Raw genomic sequence first — 23,219 nt, 5'->3', positions numbered from 1 at the left:
ACGGTGCGGTTCGGGCTACAGTCGCCGCCACAACGGGATGGAAGCGTCATGAGCAAGTACGGAATCGGCCAGCCGGTCCTGCGGTTCGAGGATCCGCGCCTGCTGCGCGGCAAGGGCCGTTTCGTCAACGACGTGAACCTGCCGGGCCAGGCCCACGCCGTGTTCGTCCGCTCGCCCCACGCCCATGCCCGCATCCGGTCGATCGACGTCGCGGCCGCCCAGGCGGCGCCGGGCGTCCTGGCCGTGCTGACAGGCCACGACGTGGCGGCCGACGGGCTCGGCATGCCCAAGGCCAACATGCCGCGCAAGCGTCCGGACGGAAAGCCGATGTTCGCGCCGCAGCGGCCGCCGCTGGTGGTCGACCGCGTGCGCTACGTCGGCGACCCGGTCGTCATGGTGGTCGCCGGGACGCTGTCCGAAGCGAAGGATGCCGCCGAGCTGGTGGCGATCGACTACGATCCGCTGCCGTCGGTGACCACGACAGAGGACACGGTAAAGCCCGATGCGCCGGCGGTGTGGGACGAGTGTCCCGACAACGTCTCCAACCATGTCGAGCGCGGCAACAAGGCGGCGACCGACGCCGCGATCAAGGCGGCGGCCCGGGTCGTGCGACGGCGCTACGTCATCAGCCGCGTGCACGCCCAGTACATGGAGCCGCGCGGCGCGCTGGCGAGCTACGATGAGGGCGAGGACCGCATGGTGCTCCATGCCGACGTCCAGTATCCCCATCGCGTGCGCAACATGCTGGCGCAGAGCGTGTTCAAGGTCCCCGAGAGCAAGATGCGGGTGATCGCCCAGGACGTCGGCGGCGGCTTCGGCACCAAGGGGTGGCAGTATGTCGAGCACCGGCTGACGCTGTGGGCGGCGCGCAAGCTGCGCCGGCCGGTCAAATGGACCTGCGAGCGCAGCGAGGCGGTGATGGCCGACGAGCACGGCCGCGACAATGTCGGAGAGATCGAGCTCGCCCTCGACAAGGACAACAACTTCGTCGCGCTCCGGCTCAACATGCTGGCCAATATCGGCGCCTACGTCGGCTCCGACCGCAATCTCCTGTCGCCGTTCGGCATGATCGGCACGGTGCTGGGCGTCTACCGCATCCCGACCGCCTACATCGACGTGGTCGGCGTCCTCAGCAACACCAACCCGACGGCACCCTATCGCGGCGCCGGGCGGCCGGAGGCGATCTACCTGATCGAGCGGCTGATCGACGACGCCGCGCGCGAACTCGGCGTCGACCGCATCGCGCTGCGCCGCCGTAACATGCTGCCGGAATCGGCGCTGCCCTATCAGAGCCCGGTCGGCCCGTTCTACGACTGCGGCCAGTTCGAGAAGAACCTCGACCTGGCCATCGAGCTGGCCGACGTCGCGGGCTTCGAGGCGCGCAAGGCCGCCTCCCTGAAGCGCGGCCGGCTGCGCGGCCTCGGCATCGTCAATGCCATCGAGCAGGCGGCCGGTACGGCGCAGCCGGAATATGCCGAGATCCGCTTCAATCCCGGCGGTACGGCGGCCCTGCTGATGGGCACCAAGGCGCAGGGCCAGGGGCACGAGACGATGTTCAAGCAGATCCTGCACGAGCGGCTGGGTATCGACCCGAACGACGTGCAGTACATCGACGGCGACACCGACCGCGTTGCCTTCGGCATGGGCACCAACGGCTCGCGGTCGACGGTGCTGGGCGGCTCGGCGCTCTACCTCGCCGCCGGCAAGGTGATCGAGAAGGGCCGCCGGCTGGCCGGCCACCTGCTGGAGGCGGGCGAGCAGGACATCGATTTCGCCGATGGTGTCTTCAAGGTGAAGGGGACCGACCGCAGCGTCACCCTGAAGCAGGTGGCGATGGCCGCCTTCAGCCCGGCCAAATGGCCCAAGGGGTTCGAGGGCGGGCTATACGAGAACGCGACCTATCTCGGCCAGAAGGACACGTTCCCCAACGGCTGCCATGTCTGCGAGGTCGAGGTCGATCCCGAGACCGGGGACGTCACGCCGGACCGCTATTTCGTGGTCGACGATGTCGGCACGGTCATGAACCCGATCGGGTTGAAGGGACAGATTCACGGCGGCGTCGCCCAGGGGATCGGCCAGATCCTGTGCGAGCAGGTCGTGTGGGACCGCGAATCGGGCCAGCTGCTCACCGCGAGCTTCCTCGACTACGCCATGCCGCACGCCCAGATGGTCCCGAACATGGAAGTGAAGAGCAACCCGGTGCCGACGCAGTACAACCCGCTGGGCGCCAAGGGCGCCGGCGAGGCCGGTACCGTCGGCGCGATGCCCGTCGTGATGAACGCCATCATGGACGCCCTGGCGCCGCTCGGCGTGACGGACGTCGCCATGCCCGCCACGCCGCTCAACGTCTGGCGGGCCATCCAGCAGGCCAGGAACTAGGGAGTGCAGGTATGGTCGCGATCAAGGCCGCGGAGTTCGCGTTTCCGCGCATGGAGGCGCCGGACCTCGACGAGATGGAGGAGTTCCTCACGAATTTCGGCCTGGTGAGGGCCGAGCGGACGCCGGACGCGCTCTACATGCGCGGCGCCGACGGCCATCACCACCTGCACGCCGTGCACAAGGGCGGCACGCGCTTCATCGGCTTCGCCTACCACGCCGCGAGCGAGGACGACCTCGAGCGCCTGGCGGCGCTGCCGGGCGCCTCGGGCATCGAGACGGTGAACGAGCCGGGAGGCGGCCGCCGCGTGCGCCTCACCGAGCCCAACGGCTACCAGGTCGAGGTCATCCACGGCATGCAGACGGTCGCGCCGATCGAGGTCGCGCGCGATCCCGTCAACACCGGCGGCGAGCCGCTACGCCGCAAGGGCCGGCTGATGCGGCTTGGCAAGTCGCCGACCACCATCCAGCGCATCGGCCACGGCGTGCTGGCGACGCCGAAGGTCAAGGAGACGGTGGCCTGGTTCCGCGACACGCTGGGCATGATCCGCTCGGACGACGTCTATGCCGGCGACAAGGACAACCTGATCGGCGCCTTCAGCCGCCTCGATCGCGGCGACGAATATGTCGACCATCACGTGCTGTTCTGCGTCCACAACGAGAAGACCGGCCTCAACCACGTGTCCTACGAGGCGCAGGACATCGACGCCGTCTTCCAGGACCACGAGCATCTGAAGCGCGTGGGCAAGTACCGGCACATGTGGGGCATCGGCCGCCACCTGCTGGGCAGCCAGGTCTACGACTACTGGGCCGATCCCTGGGGCCGCGTGCACGAGCGCTGGGCGGACACCGACCGGCTGAACGCCGCCAACGGCGGCAATCTGGTGAGCGCAGAGGAGGGGCTGCAGTCGCAATGGGGAGAGCGGCCGCCGGCACACTTCATCGGCCACGCCAGCCCGTAGATCGCCATCCAACCGAAGGAGAAACCATGTCCGATCGACCCGCCGATTCGTCGGCTGCCCGCGACGCGCTGCGCTCGTTCGCTCCCAAGCTCGTCGACCTCACCGACAACGTGCTGTTCGGCGACGTCTGGGAGCGCAAGGGCCTGTCCAAGCGCGACCGCAGCCTGATCACCTGCGCCACCCTGATCGCGCTCAACCGCACGGAGCAGCAGGTCGGCCATTTCCAGCGCGCCCTCAACAACGGCGTGACCAAGGAGGAACTGCTCGAGGTCATCACCCATCTCGCCTTCTACGGCGGATGGCCGGTCGCGATGTCGGCGGCGAACGTCGCCAAGAAGGTGTTCGAACAAGGGGACAAGAAGTGAAGCTCTGCTATTTCAACGATTTCCGGCTCGGCGTCATCAAGGGCGATTCGGTCGTCGACATCACCGATGCGGTGAAGGAGATCCCGCACCTGCACAACCGCGACCTGATCATCGGCCTGATCGACCGCTGGGAGTCGTGGAAGGCCAAGGTCGAGAAGGCGGCCGCCGACGGCAAGGGCGTGCCGCTGAAGGACGTGCGCCTGCGGCCGCCCGTTCCGAAGCCCGGCAACATCGTCTGCATGGCGGTGAACTACATGGAAGACGGCACGCTGAAGGAGAAGCCGTCGATCAACGCCTTCCACAAGGCGGCGACGGCGGTGATCGGCGACGGCGACACGATGGTGCTGCCCGACGTGCCGGCAACGATCTTCGAGGGCGAGGCCGAACTCGCCCTGGTGATCGGCAAGCGGTCGACCCGCGTGCCGCAGGCCGACGCCATGAAGCACATCTTCGGCTACACGTGCTTCATCGACGGCTCGGCGCGCGGCCTGCCGCCGCCGAACAACGTCTTCTTCCAGGTGAAGTCGCGCGACACGTTCGCGCCGATCGGCCCGTGGATCGTCACCGCCGACGAGATCGCCGACCCGCAGAATCTCGGCGTCACGCTGACCAACAACGGCACCGTGATGCAGAAGTTCAACACCAACGACATGGCCCACGCCATCCCGCGCTGCATCGAATGGGCGAGCTCGACCCATACGCTGGAGCCGGGCGACATCCTGGCCACCGGCACCAACCATCGCGGGCTCAACGCCTTCATGGACGGCGACAGGATCGAGCTCACGATCGAGAAGGTCGGCACGCTGCACGTGTCGGTGAAGGACGAGCACAAGCGCACCTGGGAGCGCACGACGCGCTCGCAGCACAAGGACAAGGGCGGCGAGGGCCCGCATACGCCGCAGACCGGCGGCAAGTACGCGCCCAAGTAAGCGCCACGGCAACGCTGTCATCCCGAGGCCGCAGGCCGAGGGACCCTCCCTGATCCCGAAGGGTCCCTCGCTGCGCTCGGGATGACAGGGGGGGGCGCTCTCGACTCCTCCCTGCGTGCCAGCGGGCGGAGGGGTCATTGGGCCCAACGAATAAGGCGCCGCGGTTGCCCGCGGCGCCTTTCGTTCGTGGTGCGGCCGTTAGTGGGTCAGCGCGGCCTGGGCGGCCTGGACGGGGATCGCGCGGGGCTTCTTCTCCTCCGGGATCTCACGCTGCAGCTCGATCGTCAGCAGGCCGTTGGCAAGCTTCGCGCCCGTGACCTTGACATGGTCGGCGAGCTGGAAGCGGCGCTCGAAGTTGCGCCCGGCGATGCCGCGATAGAGGTACTGCTTCTCGTCCTGGCCGTTCTGGGCGGTCTGGCCGGTGACCAGGAGCTCGTTCTCCTTCTGGGTCACGTTGAGCTCGGCCTCGGCGAAGCCCGCCACCGCCATCACGATCCGGTAGGCGTTGTCGCCGGCCTTCTCGATGTTGTAGGGCGGGTAGCCGTTCGCGCCGGGCTGGCTTGCCACGGAATCGAGCAGGTCGAACACCCGGTCGAAGCCGACGGTCGCGCGATAGAACGGGGAATAATCGAAAGTACGCATGGTCATCATCCTCCAGTGAGCGATGTGTCTGTCGTCGTTCCCGCCCCGGGATGGGCACGGGGGACAGCGCTGATTTAGGAACGGCTTCCGGCGCGTCAAGGGGAGGAAAAATTTCCTTCGTGGCTCGGTGGCCGGCAAGAATTGCTCCCCCGCGCGGCACCTTCGGTAATTCAACTCGTGGCGGATGTGCGAAGACACGCCAGATCGAGACGATCGCCGCCGGAGCCCCGAGCATGCCGCGTTTTCCCACCCTGTCAGACCTCGCCCGCGCGCCCCACGGCGCCCCGGCAGGCCGCCCGTCATGAGGCACCTGCCGCTGTTCTTCGACCTCGCCGGCCGCCGCGTCGCGGTGGTGGGCGAGGGGGCCGTCGCCGAGGCGCGTACCGCGCTCGCCCGCGCCGCCGGCGCCGAGATCGTGCGGTTCGAGCGGCTGGCCGCGGCCGACCTCGCTTGTGTCGCGGCGGTGTTCGTGGCGACCGGCGAGGAGGCGCGCGATCGCGCCGCCTGGCAGGCCGCGCGCGGCGCCGGCGTGCCGGTGAACGTGGCCGATCGTCCCGCCCTCTGCGACTTCATCCTGCCGGCCATCGTCGACCGCGGCGACGTCGTGGTCGCGGTCTCGACCGGCGGCGCCTCGCCCAGCCTGGCCGCCAGCCTGCGCCAGCGCCTCGAGGCCGTGCTGCCGGCGGGGCTCGGCGCCCTGGCCGGCCTGGCGGCTTCCTTCCGCGCCCAGGCCAAGGCGCTGGTGCGCGACCCGCGGCAGCGCCGCGCCTTCTTCCGCCGCCTGGCCGACGGGCCCGCCGCGCGGCTGGCCCTGGCCGGTGATGGTCCGGGCGCCCGTCGCGCCGCCTTGGCCGAACTCGACGCCGCGCGCCGCGGCCTGGCGCCGGTCGGCATCGCCCATCTCGTGGGCGCCGGGCCCGGCGATCCCGACCTGCTGACGCTCCGCGCCGCCCAGCTCCTGGCCGAGGCCGACGTCGTCCTGCACGACGATCTCGTTCCCGCCGCCGTGGTCGACCGCGCCCGTCGCGACGCTGAGCGCATTGCGGTCGGCAAGCGCAAGGGACGGCCCGGCTGGTCGCAGGCCGAGATCGAGGCCGAGCTGGTACGCCGGGTGACGGCCGGCCAGACCGTGGTCCGCCTGAAGGCGGGCGACCCCTTCGTGTTCGGCCGCGGCGGCGAGGAGGTCGAGGCGCTGCGCGCCGCCGGCCTGCCGTACACGGTCGTGCCCGGCGTCACCGCGGCACTGGGCTGCGCGGCCGCCGCCGGCATCCCGCTCACCCATCGCCGGCTGGCCTCGGCCGTCACCTTCGTGACGGCGAGAGGCGCCGAGGGCGGGCGCGAGCCGGCTTGGCCGGCACTTGCCGCCCGCGGTCATACGCTCGCGATCTACATGGGCGCCAGCGAGGCAGCCGCCGTGCGCGATCGCCTGCTGGACGCCGGCACGCCGCCCGCGACGCCGGTCGCCGTCGTCGAGAACGGCACGCGGCCCGACCAGCGGGTCACGACCGGCCGGCTCGGCGACCTGGCGCGACTCGCCGCTGCCCACGCGCGCGACGGTGCCGGCCCGAGCCTCATCCTGGTCGGCGAGGTCGTGGGCCTCGCCGCGGTCGAACCCGTTCCCCTCGCGAAGGTGTCCTGATGGCCAAGAACCTGAACGGCGATCTCACGATCGCCTCCGCCAACCGGCTGGGCGACGGCATGGTCGTGTTCCTCGACGATGCCGGCCAGTGGACGACGCGGCTCGACCGCGCCGCCGTGGCGAGTGGTGGCCGCGCGGGCGAGATCCTGCTCGAACGCGCCCGGGCCGAGGCATTCGGCGTCATCGATCCCTTCCTGGTGGCGGTGGCGCAGGACGCCGACGGCGCGCTGGAGCCGCTCAGCCTGCGCGAGCGCATCCGCGCCTCGGGCCTCACCTTCGCGGCCATCGCCGCCGACGCGGTGCGCTATGCCTGACACCCACCTGCCGATTCCGCACCACTTCTACCGCTACGATTCCTACGACCGGACGCTGCTGGCCGAGCGCATCGCCCAGTTCCGCGACCAGGTGCGCCGGCGGCTGGCCGGCGAGCTCACCGAGGAGCAGTTCAAGCCGCTCAGGCTGCAGAACGGCCTCTACCTGCAGCTCCATGCCTACATGCTGCGGATCGCCATCCCCTACGGCACGCTGTCGTCGCACCAGCTGCGCAAGCTCGCCGACATCGCCCGCCGCTACGACCGCGGCTACGGGCACTTCACGACGCGCCAGAACCTGCAGCTCAACTGGATCCGGCTCGAGGATGCGCCCGACGCGCTGGCGGCCCTGGCCGAGGTCGACATGCACGCCATCCAGACCTCGGGCAACGTGATCCGCAACGTCACGGCCGACCATTTCGCCGGGGCGGCGATCGACGAGATCGAGGATCCGCGCATCTGGTGCGAGATCGTGCGCCAGTGGTCGACGCTCCATCCCGAGTTCAGCTTCCTGCCGCGCAAGTTCAAGATCGCCATCACCGGCTCGCCGAACGACCGCGCCGCCGTGCGGGTGCACGACATCGGCCTGCGCCTGTGGCGCAACGAGGCGGGCGCGGTCGGCTTCGAGGTCATCGTCGGCGGCGGCCTCGGCCGCACGCCGATGATCGGCAAGACGTTGCGCGCGTTCCTGCCGCGCGAAGAGCTGCTGGCCTATCTCGAGGCGACGCTGCGCGTCTACAACCGCTACGGCCGGCGCGACAACCTCTACAAGGCGCGCATCAAGATCCTGGTGCACGAGGTCGGCGCCGAGAATATCCGCGAGGAGGTCGAGGCCGAGTACGCAGCGCTGAAGGACGGGGCGCTGCGCCTGCCGGCCGCGACCATCGAGGCGATCGCGCGGCAGTTCGCGCCGCCTCCGCTGCCGCACCGGCCGGCCGTCGTGCCGGCGGTCGAAGCGCTGCGGCTGGACGAGCCCGAGTTCGCGCTGTGGCTGAAGGCGAACGTGGCCCCGCACCGGATGGCCGGCTACCGCATCGTCACGGCCTCGCTGAAGCCCGCCGGCGCACCGCCGGGCGACGCCAGCGCGGCGCAGATGGAGGGCGTGGCCGACATCGCCGACGCCTGGAGCCAGGGCGAGATCCGCGTCAGCCACGAGCAGAACCTCGTCCTGCCGCATGTCGCGGTCGAGGACCTGCCGTCGGTGTGGCGGGCGCTCGGCCGACTGGGCTTCGCTGAGGCCAATGTCGGCAAGGTCACCGACATCATCGCCTGCCCGGGCCTCGACTATTGCGCGCTCGCCAACGCGCGTTCGATCCCGGTGGCCCAGCGCATCTCGACGCACTTCGCCGCCGTCGCGCGCCAGCACGACATCGGCGACCTCAAGATCAAGATCTCGGGCTGCATCAACGCCTGCGGCCATCACCATGTCGGCCACATCGGCATCCTCGGCGTCGACCGCAACGGCGTCGAGCTCTACCAGGTGAGCCTGGGCGGCGACGTCGATTTCGGCCGCACCGCGCTCGGCACCATCCTGGGGCCGGCGCTCGGCGCCGACCAGGTGGTCGAGGCGGTCGATGCCCTGGTCGCCACCTACCTCGCGCACCGCGCCGACGGCGAGCGCTTCGTCGACACCTACCGCCGCATCGGCATCCAACCCTTCAAGGAGACGGTCTATGGCACTGTTTAGCGAGAAGGGCGGCGCCTCCATCCTGGAGCCGCTGCCGCTGGCCGAATGGCAGAAGCGGACGGGTTGGCCCGCCGTGTCCCTGTCCAACACCGACGAGGTCGAGGCGCTCACCCCGCATGTCGGCGGCCTGCGCCTGGTCGTGCTGAATTTTCCCAAGTTCAGCGACGGCCGCGCCTACAGCCAGGCCCGCCTGCTGCGCGGCCGGCTGGGCTACGCCGGCGAGCTCAGGGCCACCGGCAACGTGCTGCAGGACCAGCTTCCCTTCCTGCTGCGCTGCGGTTTCGATTCCTTCGACAGCGAGCAGAAGGGCTTCGGCGAGGCGCTGGCCAGCGCGCGCGGCCTGTTCAGCGTCGTCTACCAGCCGACCGAAGACGGCCGGGCGCCGGCGGCGCTGCTGCGCCTGGCGGAGGCCGGCGCGCCACCCGCCTGACGCTGCGGCGGGCGTTGCCAGCCACGGCATTTCCTCCTAGCGTTCCTCGCAAGAAGAACGACATGGAGGAATGCCGTGACCAGCGGACACCAGGTCGAGACGCGTAACACAGCGCACTTCCGTCACGATTACAGCAGCGACCAGTCGGACCTGCGGCGGCTCTACGAGCAGGCCAAGGTCGACCAGTGGAACGCCGCCCGCGACATCGACTGGGACGTCGCGCTGGCCGGCGATGGCGGTCTGATCGCCGACGATCTGGTCGACATTCATGGCACGCGTTTCTGGGACGCATTGTCGGAGGCGGATCGCATCGAGCTCAACCGCCGCGTGACGCGCTGGCGGCTCTCGACACTGGTGCAGGGCGAGCACGGCGCCATGTTGCTGTGCAGCCAGCTCGTCGACTGCGTGGAGGGGCAGGACGCCAAGCTCTTCCAGTCGACCCAGGTCGCCGACGAGGCGCGGCACAACGAGGTGCTGCAGCGCTATCTCGAGCTGCGCCTGGACGGCGGCATCTATCCGCTGGGCGGCAACGTGAAGGAGATCTTCGACACGCTGCTGTCGACCTCGTCCTGGCACCTGAAGACGATCGGCCTGCAGCTCGTCGCCGAGACCTTCGCGGTGTCGCTGTTCCGCATGCTGGCGGAATCGTCGAAGGACGAGGTGCTGCGCCAGGTGTGCCGCCGCATCCTGCAGGACGAGGCGCGCCACATGGGCTTCGCCATGCTGTCGCTGCCGGCGATGGTCGCCGGCGCGAGCGACGCCGAGCGCCGCGAGATGGAGGAGTTCGCCGTGTGGGCGCTCAGCCGCACCCTGTCCGGCATCTTCCCGCTCGCCGCCTACCAGGAGATGGGCTTCGGCAAGGCCGACCTCGACGAGATCAAGCGCTATCGCCGCGAGCGCGCCGCCGGCGGCGACGAGACCGCGTTCCGCAAGTTCTTCCGCCGCGACCTGCACGACGGGCTGGTCCGCAACCTGCGCAAGGTCGGGCTGCTGAGCGAACGGATCGTTCCCAGCCTGCAGTCGTTCGGCATCAGGCTCGCGGCCTGACCGGAGCCTCCGGCGAATCAGGCATCGACAGATGGCGGACGCCGCGGCGCCCGCGATCGGTCGATGGTCCGTCTACTGACGGGTGTCGACGTCGAGCTCGACGACCGTGGCCGTCGGCTCGGGCCCGTGCGGCTGCAGCTTGTCGCCGCCGGTATCGGCCCAGCTCGCGATGTTGATCACGACGCCACGCCTCGCGTCCGACTGTTCGGCGTCGACGGGCTCGACGATGGAAAGTCCGCGTCCGTCCAGGAAGTAGGTATGCTCGCCGAACATCCGCTCGAGCTGCGGGATGATCGGATGTTCCGGCGGAATGGTCTGGGCGTTGAGGGCTTCGGAATTCAGCCTGTCGAGCGTCCGCTCGATCTGTGCGGCATTCATCTTCATCGCACGCTCCTGTGGATGGTCGTTTTGCGGTGGAGAGAGTGCAGTTCGTCGGCCTCCCGCCTTGAGGCGGTATCGAGAGGGAAGCGGCCGCGACGCCTGTTCACCCTAGCCGTGGTTGACGCACGGTCAACCCGTTCCGGCAAAAGTCGCGCGATTAAATCCGCGAATGTGACATCAACGTGGCCGGCTCCTTTTCGTCGCGGCCCGCAGCGCGGTCGTCGGTGACGGCGAGGATTGCCACGCTGCTCTGCCGGGCGCACCGTCCGCAGCAAGACGCTCAGGAGGAAGCATGCCCGTCGATCCGCAGATCCAGGCCCTGCTCGACAGGGGCACCGGCGTGCCGGCCACGCACACGCTGTCCGTTGCGGAGGCGCGCCGCCTGTACGAGGCGCGCATTGCGGTGATGGCGCAACCGGCCGCCGTCGAGCGCGTCGAGGATCGCACGATCGACGGTCCGGCCGGGCCGATGCGCCTCAGGATCTACACGCCGCAGGGGAAGGGGCCGTTCCCGCTGATGGTGTTCTTCCACGGCAGCGGCTTCGTGTTGTGCAGCCTCGATACGCATGACGGCATGTGCCGCAACCTCGCCGCCGGCATCGGCTGCTTGGTGGTCTCGGTCGACTATCGGCTGGCGCCCGAGCACCGCTTCCCCGCCGGTCCCGACGACTGCCTGGCGGCGACGCGCTGGGCGGCGGCACACGCCGCCGAGCTCGGCGCCGATGCCGCGCGCATCATGGTCGCGGGCGACAGCGCCGGCGGCAACATGGCGGCGGTGACGGCGCTGCGCCTGCGCGACGAGGGCGGACCGGGGCTGGTCGGCCAGATGCTGCTCTATCCCGTCACCGACTATCACACGCCCGGCACGCCCTCCTACGCGGAGAATGCCGACGGCTACGGGCTGACGCGCGACACGATGGAGTGGTTCTGGGCGCACTATCTCGGCGAGACCGGGGATGCTTCCCATCCGCATGCCTCGCCGTTGCGCGCGCCCGACCTCTCGCGCCTGCCGGCAGCCTATGTGCTGAGCGCCGAGTACGATCCCCTGCGCGACGAGGCCGAGCGCTATGGCGAGCGCCTGCGCGCGGCCGGCGTGCCGGCCGAGATCACCCGCCGGCCCGGCATGAACCATGGGTTCCTGTTCTGGGTCGGCCTGGTGGGCGGCGCCGACGCCGCCCTCGAGGATGCCTGCGCCTGGGCGCGCGGCATCTTTGGTGGGGCAGCGCCCCTCAGCGGCCGACCAGCGGGATGACCTCGGCCGCGAAGCGCTCGAGCCGCTCGATGCTCTCGGCGATCGCGCTGCCGCGGAAATCGAAGATCAGCTCATGCACGCCGATGGCGGCGAAGGCGCGGATGTCGTCGGCGATCTCTTCGGCCGTGCCGGAGAAGCTGCGCCGGCTGCCGTCGCGATCGGGAATGGACGTGTCGTAGAGCGGCGCCTTGTAGGAGATCGTGAGCGCGTCGAAGTCGCGGCCCTCCGCTTCCGTCATCTGCCTCAGGCGCTGCAGATGCGCGGTCATCTCCTGCGGCGGCAGCGGCGAGGCGGCGATGGCGCCGACCGGGTGCCAGCCGTCGCCGTACCGCGCGGTGCGGCGCAGCGCGGCCGTCGAATGGCCGCCGACCCAGATCGGCGGATGCGGCTTCTGCAAGGGGAAAGGTTCGCAGCGTATGTCGGCATAGCGGTAGAACCTGCCATCGAACGTCGCCGGCGACGTCGTCCAGAGCTGCTTGAAGATGGTGAGCCACTCGTCGGTCACCGTGCCGCGCCGGTCGAAGTCGGGGCTGTCCAGGGCTTCGAACTCCTCCTTGAGCCAGCCGACCCCGACGCCCAGCGTCACGCGGCCGCCCGACAGCACGTCGAGCGACGCCACGAGCTTCGCCGTCAGCACCGGGTTGCGGTAGGGCAGCACCAGCACCGAGGTGACGAGCCGCAGCCTCTCCGTCGCGCCGGCCACGAGCCCCAGGATGGTGAAGGTCTCGAGCGCGTCGCCGGTCCCGGGATGCTTGCCGTCCAGCGTGTAGGGATAGGGCGAGTCGCTCTCGACCGGGAACACGATGTGATCGGCGACCATGGCCGAGTGCAGGCCGAGCCGCTCGCCGGCGCGGGCCAGCGAGAGGATGCCATCACGGGTGGCGGTGGGGCCTCGGGTGGGGAGGTAGAAGCCGTAGCGCATGGCGTGCTCCAGTTGGACAGATCGCAGGGCTATCGCATTTGACCCCAAAACCCCGTCCGGCGCGCTCGTGGGAAATGCTCTAAGCCGCCCAGGCGCCTTCGTGCTGCAGCAGCCATTTCTTGCGCGGCAGGCCGCCGCCGTAGCCGGTCAGCGTGCCGTCCGAGCCGATGACGCGATGGCAGGGCACGACGATGCTGATCGGGTTCTGCCCGTTGGCGAGGCCGGCGGCACGTACCGCCCGCGGCTTGCCGATGCGGCTCGCCAGTTCGGCGTAGCTGATGGTCCCCCCACGGCGGATGCGGCGCAGCTCGCGCCAGACGCTGGTCTGGAACGGCGTGCCGGCGGTGGCCACCGGCAGCGTCTCGATGACGTCGACATCCCCGGCGAAGTAGGCGCGCATCGCCCGCGTGAGCCCGCCGGGATCGCGCGCGGCCTCGAGCGTGTAGCCGTCGCGTCCATAGTAGCGGTCGAGAAGCTGGCGCATGCGCGCCTCGTGGTCGGTCCAGTCGACGGTGCGCAGTTGGCCGTCGCGGTCGGCAACGACCAGCAGTTCGCCGATCGGCGTGTCGAGCCGGTCGACGAGCAGGGCGAGAGGCTCACGCATGGCTGGCCATCCTGAGGTGCTGGGTGGCGTAGGCCTGCCAGGGCCGCCAGGCCGGCGGCCCGTCGCTCGCCGCGGCCGGCATCGTGTCGCGCTCCCAGTCGCCGGGCGCGCGCAGACCGGGGCGGCGGCGGATCAGCGGCGCCAGCCGGGGATCGCGGGCGAGATGGCTGTCGATGGTGGCGATGTCGGCGCCGAGATCGAAGACGCGGCGCACGCGGGCCACGATCGCGGGCAGGGCCTTCACGCAGGAGAAGTGGATGGTGACCAGGACGGAGTTGCGCGCGCCGAGATGGGCGACCGCGACGCTGCCCTGCCGGCCGTCGAGGTCGATGCGGCGATGCCAGACGTCGTCGTCGATCCATTCGGTCTTCGCCGCCGCGCGCGACGACAGGGCCGCCAGCATGCCCGGCCAGTCGTAGGGTGGACGATAGGCGAGCCGGAGCGTCACGCCCTCGCGCGCCGACTCCGAGGCGCCGCCTTTCCGGCGGAGCGCGCTCGGCGGCCGCCCGAACAGGTCGCGGAAGGTCTCGTTGAAGCGGCGGATGCTGCCGAAGCCCGAGGCCAGCGCCACCTCTGCCATCGGCAGGTGAGTGTCATGCAGGAGCTGCTTGGCGAACAGCACGCGGCGGGTCTGGGCGACGGCGATCGGCGAGGCCCCGAGATGGCGCTGGAACAGGCGGCGCAACTGGCGGCCGCCGACGCCCAGCCGCTCGGCCAGCCTCTCGACATCGGCATCGTCGCCGTCGAGCGCGCCATCGGCGATCAGCGCCAGTGCGCGGCTCACCGTGTTGGCCGTGCCGCGCCAGAAGGCGAGCTCGGGGGCGATCTCGGGCCGGCAGCGCAGGCAGGGCCGGAAGCCGGCCTCCTGCGCCGCCGCGGCCGAGACGAAGAAGCGGCAGTTCTCGAACCGGGGACAGCGCGCCGGGCAGATCGGCCGGCAGTAGATGCCGGTCGAGGTGACGCCGACGAAGACGCGCCCGTCGAAGCGGACGTCGTGGGTCTGGAAGGCCCTGTAGTAGGTGCGGCGGTCGAGCAGTTCCATGGATCGACTCTAGTCTGCGGGCGTCAGGTCGGCTCGCGGTTTTCGGACCTCTATGCCGCCGCGGTCGGTGCCACCCGTCGGGTGATGCCGATGCCTTCGAGGAAGGCTTCGTCATGGCTGACGACCAGCAGCGCGCCGTCGTAGGCGCGCAGCCCGGCCTCGACCGCCTCCAGCGCGTCGAGGTCGAGATGGTTGGTCGGCTCGTCCAGCATCAGCAGCGAGGGAGGGCGGCCGCCGCCCAGCACGCAGGCGAGCGCGGCGCGCACCTGCTGGCCACCGCTCAGCGAGCCCGCGGCCTGAAGGGCGGCGTCGGCGCGGAACATCAGCCGGGCCAGCGCGGCCCGGCAGGCATTCTCGTCGCTGCCGGGATGGAGCCGCCGGAAGTTGTCGAGGATCGATGCCGCGGGATCGAGCAGGCTCATCGTCTGATCGAGGAGGGCAACGTCGGCGACGCGCCGGATGCTGCCGGCAGTGGGGTCGAGCCGACCGGCGGCGAGGGCGAGCAGGGTGCTCTTGCCGCTGCCGTTCGGTCCGGTAGCGGCGACGCGCTCGGCGCCGGTGATCGAGAGCGACAGCCCGTCGATGATCGGCGGTCCACCGGTATGAGCAAAGGACACGCCCTCGAACTCCAGCACCGTGTGTCCAGACGGCAGGCCGGTTGCCGCCAGCGTGACCGCGATCGGCTGCAGCACCTCGATACGAGCCCGTGCATCGGTGGCGTCGGCCAGGGCCTGGCTGCGCCGGCGGTCGGCCAGGCGCGCCTGGCCGCCGCTCGTGCCTTCGCTGCGGTCGCGCCGCGCACCCTGCAGGATGCGTGGCGTGCCGCCCCGCGCGGCCTGGCGCCGGCCGGCACCGGCGCGGCGGGCCTGTCGCTCGGCCGTCGCCTGCGCGCGCTCCTCGATCGCGGCGACGCGCCGCTCGGCGGTCTCGAGATCGTGCCGGGCGGCGGCCAGCGCGAGGTCGCGGCGTTCCCGGTAGACGCTCCAGTTGCCGCCATGGCGCATCGCGCCGAGCGGGCCAAGCTCGACGATGGCGTCGACCGTCTCGAGGAGCTCGCGGTCGTGGCTCGCCACCAGCGCGCCGGCCTGCCAGCCGGCCAGCAGGTCGAGCACGGCGCGCCGTCCGTCGCGGTCGAGATTGTTGGTCGGCTCGTCGAGCAGGACGAAGTCGGGCTCGGCGAACAGCAGCGCCGCCAGGCTGGCGCGCGTACGCTGGCCACCCGACAGGCGAGCGAGCTTTGTGTCGGGCTCGGCCGCGAGCCCGGTCCGCGCCAGGGCCGACGCCATGCGGCTCTCCAGCGTCCAGTCGGCGCCTGTCAGCTCGTCGATCCCGGCATCGCCGCGCTCGGCACGCCGCAGGACCGTGAGCGCCGCGCGGGCACCGAAAAGGTCGGCGATCGTCTCGCCGTCGGCGACCTGCACGAGCTGGCGCAGCACCGCGAGGCGGCCATGGATGGCGACCGAACCGGCGTGCGGCCGCAGCCGCCCGGCGATCAGGGCGAGCAGCGTCGACTTGCCGACGCCGTTGCGTCCGACCAGTCCGGTGCGCTCGGCTTCGAAGCCGAGGGTAAGGTCAGTGAAGAGCGGACGGCCGTCGGGAAGCGACCAGGCCAGACCGGAAAGGATGACGGAAGGGGACATCGAAGCGGATCTCTGCGACGGCAAGACGGGCGAGGGTTGCGGTCGGCAGACGATCCACGGCGCACACTTCCTTCTGGAGAACGGGAGCGGTCCTTGTAACGGCCAATCGTGGCGCGACCAAGGTCATTTGACCGCGCCGCGGGAACATGATCATTCGGCCCCCATGTCGGAGGAAACGGCGCCGCAAGGGACGGCGGACACGGGCTGGAGCGCGATGCTGCGGCCGGCCTGGCTGCCCGCCGTGGCGGTCCTGGTCGGCGGCGTGCTGCTGCACTCGATGAACGTGCTGATGCTGGCGACCGTCCTTCCGAGCGTCGTCGAGGACCTCGGCGGCGCGACGCTCATGAGCTGGACATCGAGCGCCTTCCTCGCCTCGTCGATCGTGGCGGCGACCTGCACCGGCTACCTCACCTCGATCCTCGGCGCGCGCACGGTGTTTTCCGCCGGCGCAGTCATCTTCGGCGTGGGGGCGCTCACCTGCGCGCTGGCGCCGTCGATGGCGCTGATCGTGGCCGGCCGCTTCGTGCAGGGTTTTGGCGGCGGGCTGCTCACCGCCATGGCCTATGTGCTGGTGCGCAGCACCTTTCCGCAGGTTCTGTGGGCGCGCGGCTTCGCGCTGCTGTCCGGTGCCTGGAGCCTGTCGATCCTGGTCGGCCCGCTGGTTGGCGGCCTGTTCGCACGCTACGGCCACTGGCGCGGCGCGTTCTTCGCGGTCACCGGCATCGCCGCCCTGCTGTCGCTGGTGGCCCTGCGCGCCCTGCCGCGCAGCGCCACCAGCGGCGAGGGCGCGCGCGTTCCGGTCCTGCGCATCGCGCTGATCTGCGGCGCCATCGCCGGCCTGTCGGCGATGGCCGTCGTCCCGGGCGCGGCCGCCAAGGCGGCGCTGCTCGCGCTGGCGGTCGCGACGCTGGCGGTCGCGCTCGCGGTCGACCGCCGGGCGCATCAGCCGCTGCTGCCGACCGACGCCTTCTCGCTGCGCAGCCCGACCGGCCTCGGCCTCTGGCTCGCCCTCACCGTCGCGATCTCCTACAGCCCGCTGCAGATCTTCGTGCCGATCTTCCTGCAGGGCCTGCACGGGCTCGATCCGCTGGGGGCCGGCTACATGGTGGCCGGCGCCTCCTTCGGCTGGACCGGCATGTCGCTCGTGGTGGCCGAGACGCCGCCCGAGCGCACCGGGCGCCTGCTGGTCGCCGGCCCGCTGATGATGCTGGCCGGGCTGCTGGGCGTCGCCCTGCTGATGGAGCGCGAGCCCGTGCTGCTCGTCTTCCCCGCGATCGCCCTCGTGGGCGCGGGCATCGGTGGCTGCTGGGCGTTCATCGCCCAGCGGGTGATGACCGGCGCGCGCGCTGGCGAGGAGAACCTCGCGGCCTCCTCCGTGGCCACGGTGCAGCAGACCGGCTTCGCGCTGGGGGCCGCGCTCGCGGGCCTCGCCGCCAATGCCGCCGGCCTGTCGGCCGGGCTGAACCGCGCGGACATCGCGTCGGCGGCCTTCTGGGTGCCGATGAGCTTTGCCGCCGCGGCGGTGGTGGCCGTGCTGGTCGGCCTGCGGCTGGCGCGGCTGCGCCTGCCCGAGAGGCGGCCCGCCTAAGCCGCCTTCTGGTGGCTCTCCAGGGCCTCGCCGAAGGCCTTGAAGAGCGCCCGGTTGACCGGGTTGGACTGCGGATCGTACTCGGCGTGCCACTGCACCCCGAGCGCGAAGCAGGGGGCGTCGGCGATGCGGATGGCCTCGATCGTGCCGTCCTCGGCGACGCCTTCGATGACCACGCGCCGGCCCGGCTCGAGGATCCCCTGGCCGTGCAGCGAGTTCACCCGGATGCAGTCGCAGCCCATCAGGCGGGCGAACACGCCGCCCTCGGCCAGGCGCACCTCGTGGCGATCGGCGAAGACGACGTCGGGATCGGGATGGATCTCGCCGTTCTCCAGCCGCGGCATGCGGTGGTTCATGCGGCCGGGGATGTCGCGGATCTCCGGATGCAGCGTGCCGCCGAAGGCGACGTTCATCTCCTGGAAGCCGCGGCAGATGCCGAGCAGGGGCACGCTGCGCTCGACGCAGGCCTTGATCAGCGACAGCGCCATCGCGTCGCGCTCGTGGTCGTAGGGCTCGTGGCGGGGATCGGGCTCGACGCCGAAATGGGTCGGATGGACGTTGGCCCGCGCGCCGGTCAGCAGGATGCCGTCGACCGCCTGCAGCAGGGCGTCGATGTCGGTGATGTCGGGCGTTCCCGCGAACATCAGGGGCAGGGCGCCCGCCACCTCGGCGACCGCCTTCATGTTGCGCTGGCCCACCAGCTGCACGTTGTGTCGGTCGTTCACGACGTGCGCATTTCCGATCACGCCGACCACCGGTCTCTTCATGTTACAGCCACTCGCGCTCGACTCCGTCTCCTTCGCCCACGGAGCTAGCTCATTTCATGCCAAGGGAAAAGAGAATCGCCAGCAGGTCAGCCATCGGAAAACTAATCGGGGCCGGTTCGTACCGGTTCGGCCGCGGCCGAAACGAGGGTCCGCCCGGCAGGGCTAGTCTCCGGGCCGTTGCCACAGAGGAGAGAGCCATGACCGATCTTCACGACCTCAAGGACGGCCTCGTCGTCACCGCCCAGTGGGAAGCCAATCCCGGCGAGGCCGACGCCCTGCTCGCCATCGTGCGCCGCTTCCTGCCGCAGGCCCAGCGCGAGCCCGGGGTGAAGGCCTTCCAGATCCACCAGTCGACCAGCGATCCGCAGAAGTTCTTCTTCTACGAGGTCTTCCGGGACGAGGCGGCCTTCGCCGAGCACCAGCAGACCGCGCACTTCAAGGAGCTGATCGCCGGTCAGGCGCTGCCCAGGCTCGCCCGGCGCGAACGCACGCAGCACCGCTTCGTGTAGGTCCCGCCGGCCCTACGCTCCCTGCCACGGCCCGACCTCGAGCCACGTGCTCTGGTACGTGGCGCCTTCGCCCATGTCGGTGTAGCGGTCCGAGCACAGCATGTTGATGGTGCCCGACACCGCTTCGCCGGTCGGGCGCTGGCCCGGCACCAGCACGACGCCGGGCTGGACGTCGTCGGCGACCTGCAGGACCAGCCCGATCTCGCCGCGGCCGTTGAACAGGCGCACCGCGTCGCCGTCCTTGAGGCCGCGCCTCGCGGCTTCCTCGGGATGCAGGACGCAATGCGGCTTGCCCTCGCGGATGCGCAGGAAGTCGACGCCGGAGAAGGCGGTGTGCGCCTGGAAGTAGCCGGGTGCCGTGAGCAGGCGGAGAGGCCACGTCGCCGCCTCCGCCGCCTCGACGGGATCCTCGCTCCAGTCGGGGACCGGCGACAGGCCCTGACGCGCGAGCTGCTCCGAATGGAACTCGAGCTTGCCGGATGGCGTCGCGAACGGCTGACCCTCGCGCTGGTGCTTGATCGAGATCGGCTCGCCGGCGAACAGCTTCTGCTTGTCGGCTGCGGCGGCGGGACCGGTGGCGCCCTTGAAGAGCTCGAGGGCCGCGTCCTGAGGCGCCAGGCCGAAGATCGGATCGGTGAGGCCCATGCGCTTGGCCAGCGCCTGGGCGACGTCGAAGTTGGAGCGCGCTGCGCCCCGGGGCTTGGCCGCCTGCCGGCCCCACTGCATCCAGTAGGCGCCGTAAGCGCGATAGAGATCGTCGGTCTCGAGGTAGCTCGCCGCCGGCAGCACGATGTCGGCGTAGCGGGCGGTGTCGGTCATGAACGGGTCGTGGACCACGGTGAACAGGTCCTCGCGCATCAGGCCCTTCCGGACCTTGTGCACCTCGGGGCAGGTCACCGCCGGATTGTTGGCCGAGATGTAGAGCGCGCGGATCGGCGGATCGGACAGGGTGAGGAGCGCGTCGCCCAGGCGCAGATGATTGATGTTGCGGGTCGCCGCCGGCCCCGAGGGCCGGCGCACCGCGGCGTAGTTGAGGTCGCAGGAGGCCGCGGTCAGCAGCAGCGCGCCGCCACCCTTCACACCGTAATGGCCCGAGACGCCGGGCAGCAGCGCCACGGTGCGCAGCGCCTGGCCGCCATGGGTGAGGCGGGTCATGCCTTCGCCCAGCCGGATCAGGGCGGCCTTGGCCTGGCCGTACATCGCGGCGAGCTTCTCGATGTCGGCGACGGCGAGGCCGGTGATCTCGGCGACGCGGGCCGGCGGGAACTTCGGCAGGATGTCGCGCTCGACCGCGTCGAAGCCCAGCGTGTGCCGGGCGATGTAGCCGCGGTCGGCGCGCCCGTCGCGCACCAGGATGTGCATGATGCCGAGCGCCAGGGCGGCATCGGTGCCGATGCGGATCGGCAGGTAGAGGTCGGCGGCCCGGGCGCTGCGGGTGCGGCGGGGATCGATCACGACGATCGGCATGCCGCGCTTCTTCTTCTGCTCCTCGGCCAGCGCCCAGAAATGGACGTTGGTCGCCGCGAGGTCGGCGCCCCAGGAGATCACCAGGTCGGAATGGACGACGTCCTCCGGATCGGCGCCGCCGACCGGGCCGACCGTCACGTCCCACGCCGCCTCGCAGCACGTGTCGCAGACCGTGCCGGCCTGCAGGCGCGAGCTGCCAAGCGCATGGAACAGGCCGTTGACCAGGCCGCGGTTCATCAGCCCCTGGTGGGCGGAGTAGGCGTAGCCGAGCAGGGCGAGCGGGCCGCTCTCGGCGATGACGGATTTCCAGCGGCTGGCGATCTCGTCGAGCGCCTCGTCCCAGCCGATCGGCGCGAACTGGCCGGAGCCCTTGGCGCCGGTGCGCTTCAGCGGTGTTGCCAGGCGCTCGGGCGAATTGACGAGGTCGGCGTCGCGGTTGACCTTCCCGCAGGCGAAGCCCGCCGTGTACGGATGGTCGGGGTCGCCCTGGACCCGCACGATCCGGCCGTCCTCGACATGCGCCAGCAGCGAGCACATGTCGGGACAATCGTGCGCACAGACGACTCGGACTTGCGACTTCACCACACCGTCTCCCCGAAACTGGAAGACGGAGTGTAGCAGAGGCTCGTGGAAAGCCCCGATTACTTCTTCTTGGCGGGAGCGGCTTCCGGCTTGGTGCCGCTCGACTTGGTGCCGGCGCCCATGCCGCCTTCGGCGCTGCCGGTCATGCCGAAACGGTCCTTGAAGCGCTGCACGCGGCCGCCGCGATCGATCGACTGGCGCACGCCCGTCCAGGCGGGGTGCGTCTTGGGATCGATGTCGAGCCGCAGGCTGGCGCCTTCCTTGCCCCAGGTCGAGCGGGTCTCGAAGGACGAGCCGTCGGTCATGACGACCGTGACCTTGTGGTAGTCGGGATGAATCTTCTCTTTCATGACCAGATCTCCAGCGCCGAAAGGGCCGGTCCGCGCCCTTTCGGGCGTCGACGGCCGGCGCGACAGGCCCGGGGGGTATACAGGCCATGCCGGCCGGGGACAAGCCGCCTTTGGGCCCTATTCGCTGGTGACCTTTTCCTGCAGGAGCACGTCGCGCTGGCGACTCCCGCGGAACAGGGTGCCCTCGCGGCGGGGGTCGGCCCAGATGTCGATGTCCTGCGGGGCGGGTTGCACCGGCGCGGCCGGTTTCTGGCCCGCCTGGGCGGCGGCCTGCTGCGTCGCGGCGACCCAGCGGCGCGCCTCGTGGATGCTCAGGAAGATCTGGATGGGGCCTTCCTGCGCGGTCTCTGCGGCAAAGAGGCTGGCAAATTGGGGGTTCTTCGAGCGCACGACGAAGGCCACGGGCCCCCGGGCGGCCGGGTCGCGGCGCAGCATCTGCGCCAGGCCGGCGATCTGCTGGGGCGTGACCTCGGCGGTGGCGCCCGCGATCTCGACGATCTTGCCGAACCGGCGGACATTGGCGTCGGCCAGCTTCTGGACCGCGCCCCGGATCTCGTCGGCGCCGATCGTCCCCCGCGCGACGATCGTCACGAGGCGATGCAGCGGGGAAATCTCCATGTAGATGGGCATACGTCCGTTTCCTGCGCTCCCGTCGGCCATTGTAGCGCCGGTCGGCGGCAAATGGCTGCCTGCAAGTGCGCTGATCTCCCCGACTCGACAGGGATACGAGCAGATGGGCGGCCCGGACCACCCCGCTCGCGGGCCCTACTGCTTCCGTGCCTCCATGTGCTTCAGCGCGCGGGTGTAGTGATCGGTCTGCACCGCCGTCTCGCCCTTGAACGGCTGGTCCATCACGAACACGAAGCCGATGAAGGCGCCCAGCACCGCCATCTGGCAGGCGAGGATCACCTTCCGAAAGGGGCTGGGGTGCATTGTGCTGGACACGAACAGCAGCGTCATGGCGGCGAACAGGATGACGACCCAGTAGATGCGCGGCAGGCCGGTCGCCGCGGCATTGATCCGCGCGTCGCGGCCTTCGGCGACCGCGTCGAAGGCCCGCAGCATCTCGGAATAGATCTCGGTCTGGCGGCCAGGGGTCGGCGCCAGCGCCAGGATGCCGCGCGAGACGGGGGCAAAGGCCTCGCGCGTCTTGTCGCTCTCGCTGCCGCGCAGGATCTCGGGCCAGTCGTCCTTGAGGATCGAGCGCAGGTAGGCTGCGAGGTCGCCGCGGATCTCCACCGTGGCGGCGCCGTCGTAGCGGGCGAGCAGGCGGTCGAGCCGGTCGATGTGCGAGGCCTCGGCCGAGGCCAGCGCGTCGACGCGCCGGAAGTTGCCGTCCGCCTCGACCAGGGTGAAGGCCAGGATCAGGCCGCACATCGTGAACAGGGTCGCCTGAACGCGGATCACGAAGTCTGTGTTGACGTCGCTCGGCGCCAGCACCGGCACGTGGCGCACCAGCCGGGGCAGCGACGTGATGACGGCGGCGAGGATGCCGGCAGCAACGAGAACGAGAAGAACTTCAGGGAGGGTGTAGAGCCAGTCGATCATGGTCACTCTCTCGGTGGGCGCCTGCGAGGCCGCGATTGGGCCGCTGCGGCGACCGTTATAGGTTGCGCCGGAGGGGCGGCAATCGCCGCGGATGGTGAGCCAGAGCTATCGCGGCGATTGATTTGTCGGCGGCGTTGCGCGTAGGACTCCGGCCCAGACCGTCGGATGCAGCGTGGAGT

22 protein-coding genes and 1 pseudogene are annotated in these 23,219 nt (G+C 70.5%); 12 read left to right on the top strand and 11 right to left on the bottom strand.

Annotated features, from left to right (window positions below):
- Window positions 1–48 precede the first annotated feature (48 nt).
- Genes ACO073_RS20100 through ACO073_RS20085 form a run of 4 tightly spaced genes read left to right on the top strand, consistent with a single transcriptional unit; the run spans window position 49 to window position 4,632 of the window.
- The gene (locus tag ACO073_RS20100; RefSeq protein WP_421999680.1) at window positions 49–2,379 is read left to right on the top strand and encodes a xanthine dehydrogenase family protein molybdopterin-binding subunit; all 2,331 of its coding nucleotides are present in this window, start codon (window positions 49–51) and stop codon (window positions 2,377–2,379) included.
- A gap of 11 nt (window positions 2,380–2,390) precedes the next feature.
- Window positions 2,391–3,338, top strand: coding sequence for a VOC family protein (locus tag ACO073_RS20095; RefSeq protein WP_421999678.1), 948 nt, complete (start codon window positions 2,391–2,393; stop codon window positions 3,336–3,338).
- Window positions 3,339–3,364: 26 nt separating this feature from the next.
- Window positions 3,365–3,703 carry a carboxymuconolactone decarboxylase family protein gene (locus ACO073_RS20090; RefSeq protein WP_421999677.1) on the top strand — a complete coding sequence of 113 codons (339 nt, stop codon included), beginning with the start codon at window positions 3,365–3,367 and terminating at the stop codon, window positions 3,701–3,703.
- Complete coding sequence (locus tag ACO073_RS20085; RefSeq protein WP_421999675.1) at window positions 3,700–4,632, top strand: fumarylacetoacetate hydrolase family protein; 933 nt, start codon at window positions 3,700–3,702, stop codon at window positions 4,630–4,632. Before ACO073_RS20090 ends, ACO073_RS20085 begins: the two co-directional genes overlap by 4 nt.
- A gap of 198 nt (window positions 4,633–4,830) precedes the next feature.
- Here ACO073_RS20085 and ACO073_RS20080 read toward each other — a convergent pair whose 3' ends face one another.
- Window positions 4,831–5,274 (bottom strand): Hsp20 family protein, encoded by a 444-nt coding sequence (locus tag ACO073_RS20080; protein ID WP_421999673.1) that lies wholly within the window; start codon window positions 5,272–5,274, stop codon window positions 4,831–4,833.
- 301 nt (window positions 5,275–5,575) lie between these two features.
- Between ACO073_RS20080 and cysG the strand changes: the two genes are divergently transcribed.
- From cysG to ACO073_RS20055, 5 genes are all read left to right on the top strand, one after another.
- On the top strand, window positions 5,576–6,913 hold the full coding sequence (gene cysG, locus ACO073_RS20075) for a siroheme synthase CysG (RefSeq protein WP_421999671.1): 1,338 nt from the start codon (window positions 5,576–5,578) through the stop codon (window positions 6,911–6,913).
- Window positions 6,913–7,227: a DUF2849 domain-containing protein gene (locus tag ACO073_RS20070; RefSeq protein WP_421999669.1), complete on the top strand. Its 315-nt coding sequence runs from the start codon at window positions 6,913–6,915 to the stop codon at window positions 7,225–7,227. The genes cysG and ACO073_RS20070 overlap by 1 nt, the downstream gene beginning before the upstream one ends.
- A complete protein-coding gene (locus ACO073_RS20065) occupies window positions 7,220–8,911 on the top strand; it encodes a nitrite/sulfite reductase (protein WP_421999667.1) in 1,692 nt (563 codons plus the stop codon). The genes ACO073_RS20070 and ACO073_RS20065 overlap by 8 nt, the downstream gene beginning before the upstream one ends.
- A complete protein-coding gene (locus ACO073_RS20060) occupies window positions 8,898–9,341 on the top strand; it encodes a DUF934 domain-containing protein (protein ID WP_421999665.1) in 444 nt (147 codons plus the stop codon). Before ACO073_RS20065 ends, ACO073_RS20060 begins: the two co-directional genes overlap by 14 nt.
- 75 nt (window positions 9,342–9,416) lie before the next feature.
- Complete coding sequence (locus ACO073_RS20055) at window positions 9,417–10,388, top strand: ferritin-like domain-containing protein (protein ID WP_421999664.1); 972 nt, start codon at window positions 9,417–9,419, stop codon at window positions 10,386–10,388.
- 72 nt (window positions 10,389–10,460) lie between these two features.
- On the opposite strand, the gene ACO073_RS20050 is transcribed toward ACO073_RS20055, so the two are convergent.
- Entirely contained in the window at window positions 10,461–10,772 is a 312-nt protein-coding gene (locus ACO073_RS20050) for a hypothetical protein (protein ID WP_421999662.1), read from the bottom strand.
- A 289-nt stretch (window positions 10,773–11,061) separates the two neighbouring features.
- Here ACO073_RS20050 and ACO073_RS20045 point away from each other — a divergent pair, with 289 nt between their 5' ends.
- The gene (locus ACO073_RS20045; protein WP_421999660.1) at window positions 11,062–12,021 is read left to right on the top strand and encodes an alpha/beta hydrolase; all 960 of its coding nucleotides are present in this window, start codon (window positions 11,062–11,064) and stop codon (window positions 12,019–12,021) included.
- Here ACO073_RS20045 and ACO073_RS20040 read toward each other — a convergent pair.
- The 4 genes from ACO073_RS20040 to ACO073_RS20025 form a co-directional block, all read right to left on the bottom strand.
- Window positions 11,999–12,943 carry an LLM class F420-dependent oxidoreductase gene (locus ACO073_RS20040; protein ID WP_421999658.1) on the bottom strand — a complete coding sequence of 315 codons (945 nt, stop codon included), beginning with the start codon at window positions 12,941–12,943 and terminating at the stop codon, window positions 11,999–12,001. The two genes, ACO073_RS20045 and ACO073_RS20040, sit on opposite strands and share 23 nt — an antisense overlap.
- A gap of 79 nt (window positions 12,944–13,022) precedes the next feature.
- Window positions 13,023–13,547: a methylated-DNA--[protein]-cysteine S-methyltransferase gene (ogt, locus tag ACO073_RS20035; protein WP_421999656.1), complete on the bottom strand. Its 525-nt coding sequence runs from the start codon at window positions 13,545–13,547 to the stop codon at window positions 13,023–13,025.
- Entirely contained in the window at window positions 13,540–14,589 is a 1,050-nt protein-coding gene (locus ACO073_RS20030) for a bifunctional transcriptional activator/DNA repair enzyme AdaA (protein WP_421999654.1), read from the bottom strand. The genes ogt and ACO073_RS20030 overlap by 8 nt, the downstream gene beginning before the upstream one ends.
- A 50-nt stretch (window positions 14,590–14,639) precedes the next feature.
- Window positions 14,640–16,229, bottom strand: a complete 1,590-nt coding sequence (locus tag ACO073_RS20025; protein WP_421999652.1) for an ABC-F family ATP-binding cassette domain-containing protein — start codon at window positions 16,227–16,229, stop codon at window positions 14,640–14,642.
- 163 nt (window positions 16,230–16,392) lie between these two features.
- Here ACO073_RS20025 and ACO073_RS20020 point away from each other — a divergent pair, with 163 nt between their 5' ends.
- On the top strand, window positions 16,393–17,817 hold the full coding sequence (locus ACO073_RS20020) for an MFS transporter (RefSeq protein WP_421999651.1): 1,425 nt from the start codon (window positions 16,393–16,395) through the stop codon (window positions 17,815–17,817).
- Here the strand turns inward: ACO073_RS20020 and ACO073_RS20015 are convergent.
- Window positions 17,814–18,584, bottom strand: coding sequence for a gamma-glutamyl-gamma-aminobutyrate hydrolase family protein (locus tag ACO073_RS20015; protein WP_421999649.1), 771 nt, complete (start codon window positions 18,582–18,584; stop codon window positions 17,814–17,816). The two genes, ACO073_RS20020 and ACO073_RS20015, sit on opposite strands and share 4 nt — an antisense overlap.
- Before the next feature lie 197 nt (window positions 18,585–18,781).
- Here ACO073_RS20015 and ACO073_RS20010 point away from each other — a divergent pair, with 197 nt between their 5' ends.
- Window positions 18,782–19,093, top strand: a complete 312-nt coding sequence (locus ACO073_RS20010; protein WP_421999648.1) for a putative quinol monooxygenase — start codon at window positions 18,782–18,784, stop codon at window positions 19,091–19,093.
- A 12-nt stretch (window positions 19,094–19,105) separates the two neighbouring features.
- Here ACO073_RS20010 and ACO073_RS20005 read toward each other — a convergent pair whose 3' ends face one another.
- From ACO073_RS20005 to ACO073_RS19990, 4 genes and pseudogenes are all read right to left on the bottom strand, one after another.
- Window positions 19,106–21,142 carry a molybdopterin-containing oxidoreductase family protein gene (locus tag ACO073_RS20005; RefSeq protein ID WP_421999647.1) on the bottom strand — a complete coding sequence of 679 codons (2,037 nt, stop codon included), beginning with the start codon at window positions 21,140–21,142 and terminating at the stop codon, window positions 19,106–19,108.
- Between the two features lie 137 nt (window positions 21,143–21,279).
- Window positions 21,280–21,492 (bottom strand): annotated as a pseudogene (gene rpmE, locus ACO073_RS20000) (50S ribosomal protein L31); the annotation flags it as partial.
- 117 nt (window positions 21,493–21,609) lie between these two features.
- Entirely contained in the window at window positions 21,610–22,122 is a 513-nt protein-coding gene (locus ACO073_RS19995; RefSeq protein WP_421999645.1) for a hypothetical protein, read from the bottom strand.
- A 135-nt stretch (window positions 22,123–22,257) separates the two neighbouring features.
- The gene (locus tag ACO073_RS19990) at window positions 22,258–23,040 is read right to left on the bottom strand and encodes a hypothetical protein (protein ID WP_421999643.1); all 783 of its coding nucleotides are present in this window, start codon (window positions 23,038–23,040) and stop codon (window positions 22,258–22,260) included.
- Window positions 23,041–23,219: the final 179 nt, after the last annotated feature.

The sequence above is a fragment of the Reyranella sp. genome (genome assembly GCF_965229815.1).
Taxonomy (GTDB): domain Bacteria; phylum Pseudomonadota; class Alphaproteobacteria; order Reyranellales; family Reyranellaceae; genus Reyranella.
Note: the sequence above shows the minus strand (reverse complement) of the source record. Positions and strands in the feature narration are given on the sequence as shown.

Bases quoted from the DNA above. Each gene is read 5' to 3' on its own strand.
- ogt (WP_421999656.1), bottom strand. From the start codon at position 13,547: ATGCGTGAGCCTCTCGCCCTGCTCGTCGACCGGCTCGACACGCCGATC.
- cysG (WP_421999671.1), top strand. From the start codon at position 5,576: ATGAGGCACCTGCCGCTGTTCTTCGACCTCGCCGGCCGCCGCGTCGCG.
- ACO073_RS20010 (WP_421999648.1), top strand. From the start codon at position 18,782: ATGACCGATCTTCACGACCTCAAGGACGGCCTCGTCGTCACCGCCCAG.
- ACO073_RS20100 (WP_421999680.1), top strand. From the start codon at position 49: ATGAGCAAGTACGGAATCGGCCAGCCGGTCCTGCGGTTCGAGGATCCG.
- ACO073_RS20050 (WP_421999662.1), bottom strand. From the start codon at position 10,772: ATGAAGATGAATGCCGCACAGATCGAGCGGACGCTCGACAGGCTGAAT.
- ACO073_RS20030 (WP_421999654.1), bottom strand. From the start codon at position 14,589: ATGGAACTGCTCGACCGCCGCACCTACTACAGGGCCTTCCAGACCCAC.
- ACO073_RS19995 (WP_421999645.1), bottom strand. From the start codon at position 22,122: ATGCCCATCTACATGGAGATTTCCCCGCTGCATCGCCTCGTGACGATC.
- ACO073_RS20090 (WP_421999677.1), top strand. From the start codon at position 3,365: ATGTCCGATCGACCCGCCGATTCGTCGGCTGCCCGCGACGCGCTGCGC.
- ACO073_RS20065 (WP_421999667.1), top strand. From the start codon at position 7,220: ATGCCTGACACCCACCTGCCGATTCCGCACCACTTCTACCGCTACGAT.
- ACO073_RS20080 (WP_421999673.1), bottom strand. From the start codon at position 5,274: ATGCGTACTTTCGATTATTCCCCGTTCTATCGCGCGACCGTCGGCTTC.
- ACO073_RS20040 (WP_421999658.1), bottom strand. From the start codon at position 12,943: ATGCGCTACGGCTTCTACCTCCCCACCCGAGGCCCCACCGCCACCCGT.
- ACO073_RS20095 (WP_421999678.1), top strand. From the start codon at position 2,391: ATGGTCGCGATCAAGGCCGCGGAGTTCGCGTTTCCGCGCATGGAGGCG.
- ACO073_RS20045 (WP_421999660.1), top strand. From the start codon at position 11,062: ATGCCCGTCGATCCGCAGATCCAGGCCCTGCTCGACAGGGGCACCGGC.
- ACO073_RS20025 (WP_421999652.1), bottom strand. From the start codon at position 16,229: ATGTCCCCTTCCGTCATCCTTTCCGGTCTGGCCTGGTCGCTTCCCGAC.
- ACO073_RS20020 (WP_421999651.1), top strand. From the start codon at position 16,393: ATGTCGGAGGAAACGGCGCCGCAAGGGACGGCGGACACGGGCTGGAGC.
- ACO073_RS20070 (WP_421999669.1), top strand. From the start codon at position 6,913: ATGGCCAAGAACCTGAACGGCGATCTCACGATCGCCTCCGCCAACCGG.
- ACO073_RS19990 (WP_421999643.1), bottom strand. From the start codon at position 23,040: ATGATCGACTGGCTCTACACCCTCCCTGAAGTTCTTCTCGTTCTCGTT.
- ACO073_RS20015 (WP_421999649.1), bottom strand. From the start codon at position 18,584: ATGAAGAGACCGGTGGTCGGCGTGATCGGAAATGCGCACGTCGTGAAC.
- ACO073_RS20060 (WP_421999665.1), top strand. From the start codon at position 8,898: ATGGCACTGTTTAGCGAGAAGGGCGGCGCCTCCATCCTGGAGCCGCTG.